The following is a 16,770-nucleotide window of genomic DNA, read 5'->3' on the forward strand; positions in this document are numbered from 1 at the left end:
ACCACAAGTTAACCTATTGATTTTTAACGCATATAAATTTAATAAAGGTTTGGCACGGATCTTCCAATAGTGAGTGTGAACTGGCACTAACAAGGAGACTAACGTGACTAACTTCTTTCACACTCTTTATCTACTTTGGCGATTAGACATCAGCACATGGCATATACATGAAGCAAACGATCCGCATAATGTTGCTGATTTGGAGCGTCGCTATGTTAAATAATGACCCTGCATTTATTGAAGCGCTAAAAAAAATTTCGGTGCACCAACTGACAATCACCGAAGCGTCTGAGCAGTACCACATTCCTAAGCGTGTGTTATATAAAGCTGCACGACAGCAACAAGTTAAACAGAACAAACAAAAAGCGTATTTAATTGCCACTCAGAAACGCCTTCAACAAAGTTTGCGTCATGTAGAATTAGAGTTAGCTAGCTTCAGCTAAATAACTTCTGTATGGTTAAAATACACGCACAATAATGATGGATTAAGTATGCACGCAGTAGAAGTTAATTTTGATGGCTTAGTGGGGCCTACCCATAATTACGCGGGATTATCGTATGGCAATGTCGCTTCACTAAGTCACGCCTCTTCACATTCAAACCCTAAAGAGGCTGTACTACAAGGCCTTGAAAAAATGAAGGCCATGCACGAGTTAGGACTAGAGCAAGGTATCTTTGCACCTCATGCTCGCCCCGACATTAATGTGCTAAAACGACTGGGCTTTACAGGCACCGATAGCCAGATTATTGAAAAAGCATTTAAAGCCGACCCCATTTTACTGCGAGCTTGTTACAGTGCATCGGCCATGTGGACAGCCAATGCTGGCACTATCTCGCCTTCAGCCGATACCCTTGATGGCAAAGTACACTTTACGGCTGCTAACTTAAATAATAAGTTTCACCGCTCGCTAGAACCCGTTACAACTACAGCATTATTAAAAGCCATGTTTAACGATGAGCGTTACTTTAGCCATCATACGCATTTACCTGCTCAAGGCTTTTTTGGTGATGAAGGCGCCGCAAATCATAATCGATTATGCGACAGCCATGCAGATACAGGGCTTGAGATCTTTGTTTATGGGGCAAGTAGTTTTAATAGCGCCTTACCAAAACCTGTTAAATTTCCTGCAAGACAATCTCTTGAGGCTTCGCAAGCAGTTGCCCGTTTGCATCAGCTAAAGCCAGAAAATCAGTTATTTATTCAACAAAATCCTGATGTGATAGATCAAGGTGTCTTTCATAACGATGTGATCGCTGTGGCCAATGGCAATGTACTTTTATGCCACGAACAAGCCTTTTTGCACCAAGCAGATACGCTGAAACAAATTAAACAAGCCTACCTTGGCAACAAGCCGCTACATATTATTGAAGTGCCAACCAATAAAGTGAGCATTACAGATGCTGTAAGCAGCTATTTATTTAATAGCCAATTAATTACCTTAAGTGATGACAGCATGATACTGGTTGCCCCTAAAGAGTGTCAGCGCAATCAAGCTGTTCACGATTACATTCAAGAAATGATTTTGGCTGATAACCCTGTTCAGCAAGTGCGCTTTTTTGACTTGCGCCAAAGCATGCAAAATGGCGGTGGCCCTGCTTGTTTACGCTTGCGTGTTGCACTCAATACTGACGAACTAGCCGCGGTTAATCCGGCAGTACGATTCAGCGAAGAAAAATATACCCAACTAGTAAATTGGGCGAATAAGCATTATCGTGACTCGTTAAGTAGTGATGACTTTGCCGATCCGATGCTTTTAACCGAAAGCTATCAGGCACTTGATGAGCTAACCAGCTTACTTAATTTAGGTTCTGTGTATCCATTTCAACAAGAATAAATAATGAAAATTAAAGCAGTGCATTCTATAAAAGGGGTGTCGAAATCCCTCAATAATTTGCTGATTGATAGCGTGGCCAGTGGCGCGTCAATTGGCTTTATTGCTCCTTTATCATTACAGTCAGCACACGACTACTGGCAAGGGGTTGATAGAGATTTAGCAACGCCTTACCGTAGGCTTTACCTTGCCCTAGATGGTGATACGGTGATTGGCTCAGTGCAGCTTTCTTTATGCGCCAAAGCTAATGGCGCTCACCGCGGTGAAGTAGAAAAGCTCATGGTGCACAGCGAATATCAAGGCCAAGGAATTGCAAAACAATTGATGAATAGCCTAGAGACCGACGCGCGTATTTTAGGTATTCAATTACTATTACTTGATACCCGCCAAGGTGACACTGCCTCATATTTGTATCGTAAACTCGATTATATTGAAGCGGGCACTATTCCTGGATTTGCGAAAAGTTCCTCCGGTGAATTTGATGCAACAGTGTATTTTTATAAGCAGGTCGCATAAACCAGCTTCAATAGCCTATCGATCTAACCATAAAGTCGACTAATAAAACTTTTGAAAAGTACTAAACTAGTACTGCGGATTTTTATTAGGAGCGATAAATGGCGCTATCAATACAGCAACGGGTACTCTTTCTAGCCCTACTTCCCCCCCTACTCATTGCAATTATGCTGACACTCTACAACTATGTGCAATCAAAACACAGTGGTGCACAAACCGTTGAAAGTTTTGCTACACAAATGGAAAACGACCGTAAGTCTGAAGTTAGCAATTACCAAAAAATTGCTATGAGCTCGATTGCTAACCTCATCGCACAAGATGATGGCTCTAATACTGAGCAACTACAAAACCAAGCAAAAAGCATTTTACGTAATTTGCGTTTTGATGATGCTGGCGATACTGGCTATGTGTTTGTTTATGATGTAAAAGGTGTCAACATTGCCCATGGGGTTAACACCTCTCTTGAGGGTAAAAACCTTTATGATTTCAAAGATCCTAATGGGGTTTATCTCATTCGAGAACTGATTGATGCTGCAAAGAACGGCGGTGGTTATGTGCAGTATTCTTGGAAAAATACCAATGGCAGTGTGAATCCTAAGCTCGGCTATGCCGCTTTAGTACCAAAATGGAATTGGGTGCTAGGAACAGGTTTTTGGATCAGTGGTCTTGAGCAACAAGTCGCAGCGACAGAACAACGCGTTAATGAAGGTATCGATAATGCCTTTATAAACACCATCATCGCTTCTGTATTTGCTGTCGCAATTACCGCAGCGATTGCAGTGGTGGTATCGCGCAGTATTACTAGCCCTTTGCACACAACCGTACTAGCAATGAACGATATATCACAAGGTGATGGCGATTTAACCCAACGTTTAATGGTGAAACGAGACGATGAACTCGGCAAGCTTGGCAGTTCGTTTAACCGCTTTGCCGATGACGTTGGTAAGATGGTTATTGATATTCGCCAATCATCGCAATCGATGAATCAAGCGTCACATAAGCTCAACGAGCTACTTGCCAATATGCATGCAGGTATTAATCGCCAACATGAAGAAAGTGAACAAGTTGCAACCGCAATAAACGAAATGTCGGCGGCGTCAATGGAAGTTGCACGCAGTGCGCAAGAGGCCTCAACGGCTGCTGAACATGCCGATCATTTAGTTAAGCAGGCTAACAACCAGTTGCTCATTGCCATAAAGGTGATTAACGGCCTTGCTAAACAAGTTGATGAAGGGGCGAATGCGGTCGATCAGCTTAATCAACAATCGAGTCAAATTGGTAGTGTGCTTGATGTGATCAGAAACATTGCCGAGCAAACAAACCTACTAGCACTAAATGCGGCAATTGAATCTGCCCGAGCTGGTGAAGCTGGTCGTGGCTTTGCGGTGGTGGCTGATGAAGTGCGAACGCTAGCAAAACGCACGCAAGATAGCACTCATGAAATAGAGGCGATGATTGAGCAAGTACAACAAGGAACAACAACTGTAAATAACATTATGCAGTCAATCAAATCAGGCAGTGCAACCAGTGTTAATGAAGCGGGCGAAGTCGAAAAAGCACTCAATGAAGTATTGCTTTCGGTTAACACTATCACGTCACAAAATGCACAAATAGCCACAGCTGCTGAAGAGCAAACATCAGTGTCTGAAGCAATTAACCAAAACATGACGACCATTGTCGATATTGCGAATAAAACCGCCAATGATACCGATGTAGCCACATCGTACATGCACGATCTGACAGACACAGCAACTCAGTTAGAACAAAATGTAAGTCGTTATAAAACCTAATATCTAGCGCCATGGTTAAGCAGGTAAATACGCCTGCTTAACAAAAATCATTGGTCTTTTGTAAGTTCTTTAACCAATCAAACAAATCGTTATCGTAGCGCTTTAAGCGTTGTTGGTGTTTGTCATTAAGGCTATAAAAAGGCGCAAAGCAAATATATTTTTCGCCCATAACAAGCACTAATCGCAAACCAAAAAACGAGTAATGGTGAATAAATTGCACTTGTCTTGCATGCATATGGCGGCATTGCCCGAATAAATTGCGGTAATGCACACCGTGGCGGCATACCGTTAAATTGCGTTTTGAATTGAATACAAGTACCGCTAATAGTAATGAAACAGAGCACAACAAAAAACTAAAAAGTAAATTACTTACCTCCGATTTACTATTCATAAACCCCACTAGTAAAAGCATATTTACTGCACTTAATAATGCCCAGCTCATAAGCTCAAAGCGCTTTTCCAAGTCAATAACCTTCATTTTCGTTCCTAGGTTCTTATTTTTTGTCATGGTGTCAGCAAAATGTGGAAGAAAAATGGATTTACCTAAAAAGCATTCTAAACTTGCAGTTATTTTTTATTCTGACTTTCAGCTTGTTACATAAAAGGTACAAAGGTGTTAATCGAAACTTATCATTAGAAGTTCAAGTTACATTAAGTTTTAGTTATTACACTGCTAATAAATTTTTAGAACACAAAGGGAAGAAATGATGAACTTTAAAACTACATTACTTAGCAGCGCCGTTTTATTTGCACTTGTTGGTTGTGGCTCAGATAACGACAAGAACGACTCGGTTGATCCTCAGCCGCAAACTGCACAGTTCACATTAGGTGTGTCTGATGCACCAGTGACAGGTTTAAAAGCTGTAAATGTTGTGTTTGATTCAATCACATTGAAAACCCAAGGTGGTGAAGAATTCACGTTTGAGACCCGTGAAGATAATGATGAAACCATGCCTGAAATGGTTAACTTATTAGACTACACAGGTGATGATGTATTTTCTTTATTAGAAGATGAAGAAGTGCCTGCTGGCGAATATCAATGGATCCGTGCAGATGTGATCAATGGTGACACAAACGATTTAACCATGACTTCGCATGTTGTTTACGAAGATGACAGTATTGCACCACTGGTTGTTAAACGTAAAGGCAACGATGGTATCGGTGAAATTCAACTTGATGGCTTTACCCTAAACCAAGCTGGTAACGAGTTTGTTATTGAATTTGACCTTAAAAAGTCATTAGTTGATCCACAAAATAGTGATGAGATCTTCTTAAAACCACGCGGTGTTCGCTTAGAAAACCTTGCTGAATCTGAAGATATCGAAGGCACAGTTAGCGACGTACTTATCGCTAACTGTGAAACTGATAATATCGATATCGCACTAGAAGATGGCTCATTCGGTCATGCTGTTTACCTATATAGCAGCGATGTTGAAATGCCAATGGACAACTATGAAGTTAACGAAGATGAAACACCATTAGATGCACCTCTTGCAACGGCGGATGTTGTGTTCGATAGCGAAGATAACCAATTCGAATTTGAACTTGCGTTCATTCAACCAGGTGATTATCAACTTGCTTATACCTGTGCAGCGCACATCGATGACGCTGAAACGCAAGACGAAGCATTTACGCTTTATCAAGTAAAACCAATTACAGTAACATCGGGTGAAGACTTAGACGTATCTTTCACTGTTTCTGAATAATATTGGCATACCCCATTAAAAAGCCCGCACTGCGGGCTTTTTAATTATTGGCCACCCATTTAGCGACTCCTAGTGCTTCCATCACAAACTCAACAGATAATGCAGCTAAAATTAACCCCATAATTCGCGTTAGTATCGATGCACCGCCAACCCCAATAACTTTCAAAATTCGCTCACTTAACAACAGCAATAATAAAGTGATCAATAACACTACCAGCATTGTTATTGCCGAAATTACTTGTTCCTGAACGCTATAAATATGGTTATCGGTAATTAGAATAACCGCTAAAATTGCACCCGGCGATGCTGTTGCGGGAATTGCTAAAGGGAATACAGAAATATCGTGCTGTGACTCAACATCACCTTGCTGGGCCTCCTCAGCAAAAATCATTTGTAGACCGAACAGAAATAAAATAATGCCACCAGCAACTTGGAACGACAACAAACTAATACCCATTGCAGTTAACAGCAACTGCCCTATGACAATCGCTCCAATTAATACAATGGCAGCATAACCCACCGTTTTAAAAGCAGTCTTTCGCCGCCTATCGGCAGGCAATTTAGCTGTTAAAGCAGCAAACAACGCCATTGTGCCGATAGGGTCTATTGTTGCCCAAATGACTAAAAAATCATGCAAAACTTTATCTAACATATATACCTTAAAATGAGAATGCACTCCTTTTACATTAACAATTTTTTGCACTAATAAGTATTACACAGATCCTTGAGTTATTGAGCTGCAGATTTTTAGAGCCTTTTTGTAACGATTTAATGACAGGAAAACTCTTTATTAGCCAAATACTAAAACCAGCATAGCCTCCCCTTGTAGCTATGCTGGTTTTCTCGTTGTTACTATCTGAATATGTTAATATTATAAGCCTTACCCAAACAGCCTAGGCTTTGTTATGACATCGCGTATTCTCAAATCGATTTTTTACTCATCTTTTCTATTAGGCTCTGCTGTATTTTTGCAAGGTTGCCAAGAACAACCTCAATCAGATCAAATTGCCGTCACCGGCGGGCTTATCCAAGGGCAAAAAGAAGGACGTTTTATTGCCTATAAAGGCATTCCGTATGCTGCTGCTCCGGTGGGAGAGTTACGCTGGCGAGCACCGCAACCTGTGCCCAAGTGGCAAGGTGTAAAAGTACTTAACGATTACGCGCCTGACTGTATGCAAAAGCCGTTTGCAGCCGATGCAGCACCGCTGACAACAACCCCTTCGGAAGATTGCCTTTATTTAAATGTATTTAAACCCACTAAACCCAGCGATACTCCTTACCCTGTTGTGGTGTGGATACACGGGGGTGGTTTTGTAAATGGTGGCGCATCACCTGCTGTTTATTCAGGTGAGAGCTTTGCTAAACAAGGGGTTATTTTTGTTAGCTTTAATTATCGCTTAGGCCGATTTGGCTTTTTTGCGCACCCTGCTCTGAGTCGTTTTGAGAACGATGCACTGGGCAACTACGCTTTAATGGATCAAATTGCGGCACTTGAATGGGTGAAACAAAATATCGCTCAATTTGGTGGTGATGCTGCAAAAGTGACACTCATGGGTGAATCTGCAGGAGGCGCATCGGTACATGCGATGATGCAAACCCCTGCAGCTAATGGCTTATTCCAGCAAGCGATTATTATGTCAGCGGGCGGACGAGAGCTATTTAAGCAGTTGCCACTTAATAGTGATGACGACACCGTATTAAGCGCCGAAAAAATTGGCGAAAACTTTGCCAAACAACACACCATTTTAGGCAGTGATGAAAATGCCCTTGCTGCACTGCGTGAGTTATCTGCCGAAGACGTGGTTGATAACCTAAATTTGAGCACATTAAACCGACAAAATAATGATGAGTCTACGTACGTTGGCGGGCCAATTATTGATGGCACTATTATCAATTCGGCGACAGAAGCGCGCTTGAGTAAAGGCACATTTAGCCATGTTGCGACCATGGTTGGCGCAACAGATATGGATTTAGGCTTTGCTAATTTTGCTTCTAAAGAGGCGCTATTCGCAAGTTTTGCTCCGCACAGTACACAAGCAAAAATGACTTACGATGCAAATGACCAAATGCCTTTACCCTTACTTAATTACCAAGTTGGTCAAGACGCTTTAATGCAAGAGCCTGCAAGGTTCGTTGCAAAACGTGTGACAGATATGGGTAACGATGCCTTTTTGTATCGATTTGGTTATGTGACGCAAACTTTAGATAAACCTGGTGCAGAGCACGCCAGCGAAATTCCGTACTTCTTTAATACTGTGGCTGCTAAATATGGGCACGTTACCACTGAGCAAGATAAGCAAGCCGCTAAAATAATGCACCGTTATGTGACGAACTTTATTAAATTAGGCACACCAAATGGCCCAGGGTTACCGACTTGGCAAGCATATCAAAATGATGAATCTTTTATACTGCAAATGAGTAAGTCAGGGACTGCAGAGTTTTTACCGGACCCCTTACAAGCGCGGTTAAACATCACAGCAACCAAAGCTGAAAAGTAATAATTAAATAAGGCGCTTAATATAAGCGCCTTATTTTTATCCTTGCTGCTGAACATACTCAAGCGCTGTCATCTTGTGGTATGTCACATTAGGATGAAATACATGAGTAGGATCTGGGTCTACTACTTCAATTGGCGTGCCTTGACTGCGTGCAATATCGAGTGCCATTTGCGTAATATTGACGCTAAACGAGGTGCCGATAAAGACGATTTTATCGGCATCGAGCATGCGCTGTTGCGCCTCAGAAATTCGATAAAGTTCAGTGTAGTATTCGTCAAATAACAACACGTACGGCTTAAACGATTCGTTGAGCTTAGGGCTTTCATTATTAATATTGAACACCTCAAGCAAGGAGTGGTGGAGGTTGTCTTCGTTGACTTTATCCCACGGTGCGTTAAAAGCCATCACATCGTCACCTTGATGGTGAAACAGTGTCATTTGATCTAAGCGACCATGAATAGCAATAAAATCAGTGTTTCCCGCTTTACCATCAAGGCCATCAATATTTTGCGTAATGAGATTTTTATCACTCAACCAATGATGAGCCTCATTAGGGCCGTGATGGCGGTAGGTTGCAAAACGATGATAATACCAAGCTAAAAATTCGCGAGGGTTGTTTTCGTACATAGCACGGGTTGCCATTTCCATCGGCGTATAATTTTTGCTACCAATGGTCCAATAACCATCTTCACCACGAAAGGTTGGTATACCGCTAGCGGCACTCACTCCCGCTCCAGTAATATAGAGTGTATTCATAGAGATAACTTTACCTTGTAACCAAGGGCATCGGCTGTCACTTGTTGATTATTGTCCATACCACCCAGACGATACAAACTTCCTTGGTGCTCTAATAAACCTCGATGATCCATGCTCGCGGTATCGGCTTTTGGCATTACTTGCCATGTGTTTTTTTCAACATCAAAGCGCCAAACATGATCACTCGCTGGTGCTGGTTTGCCATCGTATCCCATGCCATTGTAGTTATATGGGTTATCAGAGCCTCCCATCATATAAATATCGCCATTAAAACTGGTTGCTGCCATACGGTAATGGGCAACACCTGTAGGGTGCGGCACGGTACGCCAATCTATTTTTAATGGGTTATCAGCATCAATCGTGCCTTTTAAACACTGTGCAACCGCAGTAAAAGAGCGGCGCTTATCAGCATTCGCCTGTGTTTTAACGCCATCACACACCAATAGAGTGTTTCCACTAATTGCCGCTGCTTGGCCAAACACCGGTTGACCTAAAAACGGCGAAGCCTGTTGCCAAGTATCTGTTTGTGTATCATACACTTGTACTAAGTTAACATTACCATCGTTATGCCAACCACTGACTAAATAGATATAACGCTGCTGGTACTTAAGTGCCACACTGTCATCCACCGGCACAGGCATACTGGCAAGTTGCGTATATGAATTAGAGAGCACATCATAGCGATATACATCGGGTGTAGAGATTTCTTGATGATCGGCGCTAACGGTATACCCACCAAATACATAGGCATGCTGACCCACACCCACTGCGGTACTTGCCAAACGACCAGTAAGGGGCAATGTACTTGGCACAGCTTTAGCCGCTTGCCACGCGTTGTCGCCCACTTTAAGGACCCACACTTTATTATGAACATCGGTATGTGCTTTGCCTGAGCTCAAGCCCATAAAGCTTAGGAAGTAGACTTGTTCATCAATAACAACTTTGGCGACAGCATTGTTTGCGACGGGTTCAGGTAAAGCAGGAATGGTTGCAAGTGCAATAGAAAATAACAGGCTCATAAATTAAACAGGTAACTTAACACGTCTCTTAAGAATACCATTTTATGAGCCTGAATAAAGGCTCGCTATTAGTAAGCAATACTAATACGTTGATTTAAATGCGCTGCCGACTGTGCTTCATCAAGCATCGCTTTAGCATAATCAGTAACTGATATTTTGCTTTCGCCATTTGCATCAGTAAAGAAGCTGTCGCCACCAACACGGTACGGACCTTCTGACTCCCCAGGGTAAATGACCGCTGCCGGTGATACAAAAGTCCAAGCTGTATCTGCTGCTGATGCTCTAAATACATCAAGTGCCTCACCTTGAGCAATGGCTTCTGCTTTGTATTCAGCAGGAAAATCTGGGCTTGATACCAGAGTTACACCGGGTGCCACTTCTAAGCTACCTGCACCGCCCACCCATAAAATGCGTGTGCCAGTACCTGCAAGCGAGTTTAGTAATTGCTTTGCCGTGTTTGCAACAATTTCATGATTCCCTAAAGCACGACCACCAATTGCCGCAATAACAACATCACTACCTGCAGCTGCAGTTGCGATATCGTCTTTAGTTAAATCAAATTCAGTCACAGTGACGTTATCTTGGGTTACTTTACTTGCGTCTCTAACTAATGCATTAACTTGATGACCACGTGCGATTGCTTCTGAAGTAATGTGGCTGCCAATCCAACCTGTTGCGCCAATAACTGCTAATTTCATGAGGAATTCTCCGTTGTTTGTTTCAATGATTGCAGTTTACTTGTTCACCAATTACTGATAAATACACTATATAGATACACATTGTTTCATTTTAAGATACCAATGGATAAACTCACTTCAATTACTAGCTTTGTCGAAGTTGCCCGTACAGGCAGTTTTACTCAGGCTGCAGAGCATTTAGGTTTAAGCCGATTACAAGTTTCTAGGCATATTCAAGACATTGAAAAGTGGCTAAATTTAAGGTTGTTTCATCGCACAACACGCAAAGTAAGTTTGACCCTTCAAGGCGAAGAAGCCCTTAGCTATTGCCAGCAAATATTAAATCAAGTGTCTGATTTACAAAGCCGAGCACACAGTCATAACAACGAATTGGTAGGTACCATTCGCGTTGCCTCCCCGATTGGGCTTGGCCAACATAAGCTATTTGATGCCATCGAAGAGTTTACCAAACGCCACCCGCAGACGCGCTTTGAACTGTTACTTTCAGATAGTTTATCGCAGCTGGTTGATGACCGCGTTGATATCGCTTTGCGTTACATCCACCAGCCAGATGAAGGTCTTATTGCCCGTAAGCTAATGTATATCGCAACCGCTGTGTGTGCCTCTAACGATTATTTAGCTGTGCACCCACAGATTTTTGAGCCGAGTGACTTATCTGTTCACAGTTGCCTTGTTCATAACAAACACACTATTTGGCAATTTCAACACGGCGACAACACACAAAAAGTGACCGTGAAGGGCAACATTGTTGCCAACGATATGGGGGTGCTTCTAAAAGCAGCAAAACAAGGAATCGGGGTGGCTCACCTACCATGCGATCTCGCCAATGACTATTTGGCATCAGGTGAGCTTGTAAAAGTACTGCCAGAGCATACTACTATGGGCTCTCACTTATGGGCGGTGTATTTATCGCGTAACTTCCAACAAAATGTAGTCAGAGCGTTCATCGACTTTTTAGCAGAGCACTGGCAACACGATATTTTATAATCTAAACCTGCTGCAAATACGTATAAGCTACAAAAAGGAGCCGGAATGCAGCACTTAGATCATGAAGTATCACGCATCATAGAGATGGCGTGGGAAGACAGAACCCCGTTTGAAGCAATAAACCAACAGTTTGGTTTAAATGAAAAAAACGTTATTGCACTGATGCGTGAGCAATTAACGAGCTCGAGTTTTAAACTCTGGCGAAAGCGCGTATCAGGGAGACAAAGTAAACATATTAAACTTCGCCATCCCGATATTTTAAGAGGTTATTGCAAAACTCAATATAAGCACAGGTAACACTATTTAAGTTGGTCAGCGAACTGACCAACCGCATCGACCACTTTTTGTGCGCCATTTTGAATATCTGACATAACTTTGCCAGATTCAGTTGCTAGGCTGTAGCCTTGTTCAGCTTTGCTCTTACCTTGTTCTATAACTTCAACTGTATTTTGAGTCAGTGCCCTGTTTTGCTGTACAACATCAACAATTTCAACAGTCGCTTTTGAAGTACGTGAAGCGAGCTGTCTTACCTCATCAGCAACAACAGCAAAGCCCCTTCCTTGTTCGCCAGCACGAGCTGCTTCAATCGCTGCATTAAGCGCTAATAGGTTTGTCTGATCAGCAATACTACTGATACTTTGAACTATATTTGCGATTTGCTGAGACTGTTTATCAAGTGCTGTGATCTCATTTGCTGCTTGTTCCATTTTATTTGCAAGTTCATCCATAACACTAACCATATTACTGAGTACTTCAGCCCCTTGATGAGCGATTTGATCAGTTTCAGTCGAGGTACTATAAGCAATGTCAGCTGCTTGAGACACAGCTATTTCACGATTTACTTGATCAGTAATCACCGTTGCAAACTTAACAACCTTATAAAGCTCCCCTTGTTCACTAAACACAGGATTATATGTGGCTTCTAACCACACGGGATCACCATATTTATTAACACGTTTGAATCGAGAGGAAACAAACTCACCTTTTTGTAGTTTCTGCCAAAATGCCGCGTACTCTGATGAGCTTGCTTCTTCAGGTGAACAAAACATACTATGGTGCTTACCAATAATTTCGTGTTCTTTATAGCCGACACCCAGTAAAAATTGCTGATTTGCTTTTAATACATGACCCGTTAAATCAAACTCGATTACGGCCATAGAGCGATGAATTGCTTTTACTAAGTCCTGGTTTTCGCGTGACGATTCAATCGTGCGTGTTAGTGCATTTGCATGCAATGTAAAATGAAGAAATTGGTTTTGCTTATTTACCACAGGATGAACGAACACTCTTAGCCAAGCCTCTTCACCTTTAGCATTGACCAACTGAACGGCTCCTGCCCATGGCTTTTTGTTTTGTAGTGCGTGTTTAAAGTTCAGATAGTGTTCTGTTTTTCGCGCCAATTGCGGCACTAAATCAAGTAATGCAATCCCATCAAGTTGATTTGCGCTAAAACCCAGTTCAATTTGAACTTGGGGATTAGTATCAATAACACAGCCTTTGCCATCAAGCGTTAATGTAAGCATTAGCTCATAAAGATTTTGCTTTATTTGAGAAACCCTAAATAATTCGTCTTCAAGATTGGTTATTTTATTTTTTAGTGGCTTGGTAGAAAACATGGGGTACATCACTTCATTGCTAAATTAAAATTCAAACAGTGAACTCATTTACTTAAAAAGTTACTGAATATTAAACTATTACAATATATCCCTATGTTTCTATGATATGGAGTTTCAAGAAGTGAGACAAGGTATTCCTTCCAATTCGCAAAAAATAGGAGGAGCTTTAAGGAAATTAAACCGCATTGATAACACAGCAAAATTTCGTTATTAGGTTGCTTATAATACTCTACAGCTGCATCAATGCAGATGCCTAAGGCTTATTGCAAATTAGAATCACTTATTTAACTGGTTAGAAAACTGGCCAACCGCATCAACAACTTGCTGTGCTCCATGTTGAATATCTTCCATTACTTGTCCTGATTCATTCGACAAAGCAAGACCTTGCTCTGCTTTGACTTTCCCTTGTTCTATAACCTTTACTGTATTTTGAGTTAATGATTGATTTCGCTGAACAACTTCCACAATCTCTTCAGTTGCTTTAGATGTCCGAGATGCTAATTGCCTAACCTCATCTGCAACCACCGCAAAACCACGGCCTTGCTCACCTGCACGAGCTGCTTCAATTGCAGCGTTAAGCGCTAATAAGTTAGTTTGATCAGCAATACTACTAATGCTTTGTACAATACTTGCTATATGTTGCGACTGCTTATCTAAGGCTGCGATTTCTTGCGCCGCTTGCTCCATCTGTAAAGCAAGTTCATCCATAACAGCCACTGTGTTTTTAAGTACTTCAGCTCCTTTTACAGCGAGTTTGTCGGTTCCTGTTGAGGTACCGTAAGCAATCTCTGCCGCTTGAGAAATTGCATGCTCACGATTCACTTGTTCAGTGATCACAGTTGCAAATTTCATTACTTTATAGAGATCCCCAAAATCATTAAAAATCGGATTGTAAGAGGCCTCAAGCCAAACGGTATTACCAAACTTATCAACACGTTTAAAGCGAGATGCTATGTACTCACCATTTTTTAAACGCTGCCAAAATTGCTCATACTCAGTAGAGTTTGCTTCTTCTGGTTCGCAAAACATTCTGTGATGTTTACCTTCTATCTCTTTTTCGGAGTAACCCATCGCATTATAAAAATGACTATTTGCACTTAAAACATGACCCTCTAAATCAAATTCAATAACCGCCATAGCACGGTGTAACGCTTTAATAATGTCTTTATGCTCTCTTGCGGTAGCAATTGTATCGGTTAGTAAAGTGGCATAAATTGCGAAAAATAGAATTTGATCTTGAGGACCTTTTACTGGGTGCGAAATAATTCTAAGCCACTCTGTTTTACCATTTTTGTGATAAAACTGCAGCGCCCCAACCCAGTGCTTACAATGCTCTAAAGCAGAAGAGAATTGGCTAAATTGTTCAGTAGATTTGGACTCATTTGTAATGATGTCAAATAGGTGCGTGCCAGGGAACGCATCTTTATCGTAGCCAAGTGCTTTGATAAAGTTCTGATTTATATAGGATACCTCGCCGCTTTCAAGTACATTAAGCGAAATCATTTCTTCATTCAAGCCATCACGCACCTGCTGTAAATGAAATAGCTCAGTCTTTAACGACACAAGCTCAGAGTTTACTGACTTACTGAAAAACATAGGATCCTCAAGAGATTAACGTGCATTAAAGTAAGTGTAGAACATTTGAATCAAGGTGTACTAATAAGCTGTAAATTTTATTATTAATTCACTCAGTCAGCTTAATATATTTTTCAGCAAGCTCATCTAACGTTTCACGATGATTAGGATCAGGCTTAATACAGTCGATAGGACATACACTAACGCAGGTAGGATTATCATAATGCCCAACACACTCAGTGCATTTATTAGGATCGATTTGATAGATTTTTGCACCCATATAAATAGCTTCATTCGGGCACTCAGGATCACACATGTCGCAGTTAATACATTTGTTATTGATGAGTAATGCCATGACACACCTTTAAGCACTATAAATGGGTATTGTTTTTAAAATCTAATCTAGTTTTTAAAAACAACGAAAATTGCAGCCGCGCACTATAAATTGCAGCGTATAAAGTTTCTTTGATCTAGATCAAGCTTAAAAGTAGTTAAGATCCTCCGAGAGCATTATTACAGCTGTAATGTAGTGGGATTATCTACCGAACTAAGTTATGTGATGAGATAAGTGAGAGGTTTGGTGACTATGTATGTTTTAAGTATGAATAGCATTAATAAGATAATAACTCGTTACTGGACAAAAGCACGTTAGAGTATTTATTCGGTAACTCCTGAGTATGGTGCGCGACGAAATCGCGTAACAGTTGAGCTTGCTCAACGGCATAATTCTTTTGTTAGTTTTTATCATACCGCTCTTTCCAGCTAGAGTTATAATTCTGGTTTTTCATTTCGATCCACATTTCCGCATCACTGCCCATAAACATATATGCAATGTGATCTGGACTAAAAGTCAGCGTAGTTTGGTATGTAATCCCAGATTTCTCAATTTGTGAATAAGGTGTGTTGTTTAAGCCTATCTTTTTTACGCTGCGCAAATTTTCAATTAGTAACTCTTTATCGTGCCATGATAATAAGAAACCCTCCCAAGCATTTAACGATGACTTTGCTAAAACGATAGAGTCAGAATTATTTTTACCATCATTAAACATAACAACCAGTTCAGCGCTTTTATCATCTTCATTTGCTTTAATGCCAACCGAAAATGATTTTGTCCCACCTTCGCTTCGCACCAATAAAAAAGCACCTGACTCTACATCTTCACTAAAATGCAGTTTGTTGACATTGATATACCCAGTAAAGCTACATTTGTTTCCGCAGGTTTTCTTGAATGTATTTAATTCAGCCATCCCCACAGGTACAGAATGTTCGCTTTTCACAAGTACATTGGAAAGGCTTTCGACGGAGAATAAAAGCAACAAAATAAGTAAATATAATCGCATAAATTCCCTTGCTAACTAACATTTTAGTATTTATGCGACACGCAGTTTGTGTTGCATAATCGGTTGTTGGACTGAGCTGTTACCTGCTCGGAGTGTCAGAGTTGGTATTGTCTATGCTATGGCTTTACTTATAAAAACTAGGCTTTTTTGAGGCTCTCACTTTCCTAGCTAGTTTAATCAGGTTAGTGTTATGTAAGCTCGGCCTGCATTGCTCAGCGTTTATTATACTTTCATTACACCTAAGTTTGGCTAAATAAGCAACTATATATTTGCACGCGCAAAGCAGCCATGAGAGCATTTATCCTAACTCGTCTTGGGGCGTGCGACGTGAAGTCGTATGAAGCGCTGTTCACCGCTTAATGAGTGAACCATCTGTATCACCAGATGATCCTAGGAGCCTGAATAAAGTAGCGGCTCTGACAATGTAACGAAGGTTGGTA

The 16,770-nt window shown here is 41.2% G+C and carries 17 protein-coding genes and 1 pseudogene; 8 read left to right on the top strand and 10 right to left on the bottom strand.

Annotated elements, in window-relative coordinates:
* Nucleotides 1-212 precede the first annotated feature (212 nt).
* The 4 genes from L1272_RS16770 (at nt 213) to L1272_RS16785 (ending at nt 4,135) form a co-directional block, all read left to right on the top strand.
* Nucleotides 213-443, top strand: a complete 231-nt coding sequence (locus L1272_RS16770) for a helix-turn-helix domain-containing protein (protein WP_138599189.1) — start codon at nt 213-215, stop codon at nt 441-443.
* A gap of 48 nt (nt 444-491) precedes the next feature.
* Complete coding sequence (gene astB / locus L1272_RS16775; protein WP_235373904.1) at nt 492-1,835, top strand: N-succinylarginine dihydrolase; 1,344 nt, start codon at nt 492-494, stop codon at nt 1,833-1,835.
* Nucleotides 1,836-1,838: 3 nt separating this feature from the next.
* Complete coding sequence (locus tag L1272_RS16780) at nt 1,839-2,348, top strand: GNAT family N-acetyltransferase (RefSeq protein ID WP_194441270.1); 510 nt, start codon at nt 1,839-1,841, stop codon at nt 2,346-2,348.
* Between the two features lie 98 nt (nt 2,349-2,446).
* The gene (locus L1272_RS16785; RefSeq protein WP_235373905.1) at nt 2,447-4,135 is read left to right on the top strand and encodes a methyl-accepting chemotaxis protein; all 1,689 of its coding nucleotides are present in this window, start codon (nt 2,447-2,449) and stop codon (nt 4,133-4,135) included.
* Nucleotides 4,136-4,172: 37 nt separating this feature from the next.
* Here L1272_RS16785 and L1272_RS16790 read toward each other — a convergent pair whose 3' ends face one another.
* The gene (locus L1272_RS16790; protein ID WP_054553598.1) at nt 4,173-4,613 is read right to left on the bottom strand and encodes a hypothetical protein; all 441 of its coding nucleotides are present in this window, start codon (nt 4,611-4,613) and stop codon (nt 4,173-4,175) included.
* Nucleotides 4,614-4,842: 229 nt separating this feature from the next.
* Between L1272_RS16790 and L1272_RS16795 the strand changes: the two genes are divergently transcribed.
* On the top strand, nt 4,843-5,841 hold the full coding sequence (locus L1272_RS16795) for a DUF4382 domain-containing protein (protein WP_235373912.1): 999 nt from the start codon (nt 4,843-4,845) through the stop codon (nt 5,839-5,841).
* 40 nt (nt 5,842-5,881) lie between these two features.
* Here L1272_RS16795 and L1272_RS16800 read toward each other — a convergent pair whose 3' ends face one another.
* A complete protein-coding gene (locus L1272_RS16800; RefSeq protein ID WP_054553595.1) occupies nt 5,882-6,493 on the bottom strand; it encodes a MarC family protein in 612 nt (203 codons plus the stop codon).
* Nucleotides 6,494-6,746: 253 nt separating this feature from the next.
* Between L1272_RS16800 and L1272_RS16805 the strand changes: the two genes are divergently transcribed.
* Nucleotides 6,747-8,339 carry a carboxylesterase/lipase family protein gene (locus L1272_RS16805; RefSeq protein WP_235373906.1) on the top strand — a complete coding sequence of 531 codons (1,593 nt, stop codon included), beginning with the start codon at nt 6,747-6,749 and terminating at the stop codon, nt 8,337-8,339.
* 36 nt (nt 8,340-8,375) lie between these two features.
* Here L1272_RS16805 and L1272_RS16810 read toward each other — a convergent pair whose 3' ends face one another.
* From L1272_RS16810 to L1272_RS16820, 3 genes are all read right to left on the bottom strand, one after another.
* Nucleotides 8,376-9,095 carry an SIR2 family NAD-dependent protein deacylase gene (locus tag L1272_RS16810; RefSeq protein WP_235373907.1) on the bottom strand — a complete coding sequence of 240 codons (720 nt, stop codon included), beginning with the start codon at nt 9,093-9,095 and terminating at the stop codon, nt 8,376-8,378.
* Nucleotides 9,092-10,114: a Kelch repeat-containing protein gene (locus L1272_RS16815; RefSeq protein WP_235373908.1), complete on the bottom strand. Its 1,023-nt coding sequence runs from the start codon at nt 10,112-10,114 to the stop codon at nt 9,092-9,094. The genes L1272_RS16810 and L1272_RS16815 overlap by 4 nt, the downstream gene beginning before the upstream one ends.
* Nucleotides 10,115-10,182: 68 nt before the next feature.
* The gene (locus L1272_RS16820; protein ID WP_138599183.1) at nt 10,183-10,812 is read right to left on the bottom strand and encodes an NAD(P)-dependent oxidoreductase; all 630 of its coding nucleotides are present in this window, start codon (nt 10,810-10,812) and stop codon (nt 10,183-10,185) included.
* 102 nt (nt 10,813-10,914) lie between these two features.
* Here L1272_RS16820 and L1272_RS16825 point away from each other — a divergent pair, with 102 nt between their 5' ends.
* Nucleotides 10,915-11,799: a LysR family transcriptional regulator gene (locus L1272_RS16825; protein WP_235373909.1), complete on the top strand. Its 885-nt coding sequence runs from the start codon at nt 10,915-10,917 to the stop codon at nt 11,797-11,799.
* Between the two features lie 45 nt (nt 11,800-11,844).
* Complete coding sequence (locus L1272_RS16830; protein ID WP_054553589.1) at nt 11,845-12,096, top strand: TIGR03643 family protein; 252 nt, start codon at nt 11,845-11,847, stop codon at nt 12,094-12,096.
* A 2-nt stretch (nt 12,097-12,098) separates the two neighbouring features.
* On the opposite strand, the gene L1272_RS23285 is transcribed toward L1272_RS16830, so the two are convergent.
* The 5 genes and pseudogenes from L1272_RS23285 to L1272_RS16850 form a co-directional block, all read right to left on the bottom strand.
* A complete protein-coding gene (locus L1272_RS23285; protein ID WP_425334987.1) occupies nt 12,099-12,539 on the bottom strand; it encodes a methyl-accepting chemotaxis protein in 441 nt (146 codons plus the stop codon).
* Between the two features lie 102 nt (nt 12,540-12,641).
* Nucleotides 12,642-13,424: pseudogene (locus tag L1272_RS23290) on the bottom strand (PAS domain-containing protein); the annotation flags it as partial.
* Between the two features lie 267 nt (nt 13,425-13,691).
* The gene (locus tag L1272_RS16840; protein ID WP_235373911.1) at nt 13,692-15,011 is read right to left on the bottom strand and encodes a methyl-accepting chemotaxis protein; all 1,320 of its coding nucleotides are present in this window, start codon (nt 15,009-15,011) and stop codon (nt 13,692-13,694) included.
* Between the two features lie 88 nt (nt 15,012-15,099).
* On the bottom strand, nt 15,100-15,345 hold the full coding sequence (locus L1272_RS16845) for a YfhL family 4Fe-4S dicluster ferredoxin (protein ID WP_054553587.1): 246 nt from the start codon (nt 15,343-15,345) through the stop codon (nt 15,100-15,102).
* A gap of 379 nt (nt 15,346-15,724) precedes the next feature.
* Nucleotides 15,725-16,330, bottom strand: a complete 606-nt coding sequence (locus L1272_RS16850) for a hypothetical protein (RefSeq protein ID WP_152967131.1) — start codon at nt 16,328-16,330, stop codon at nt 15,725-15,727.
* Nucleotides 16,331-16,770 lie beyond the last annotated feature (440 nt).

Source organism: Pseudoalteromonas sp. PAST1 (assembly GCF_021532515.1).
Lineage (GTDB): Bacteria > Pseudomonadota > Gammaproteobacteria > Enterobacterales > Alteromonadaceae > Pseudoalteromonas > Pseudoalteromonas simplex.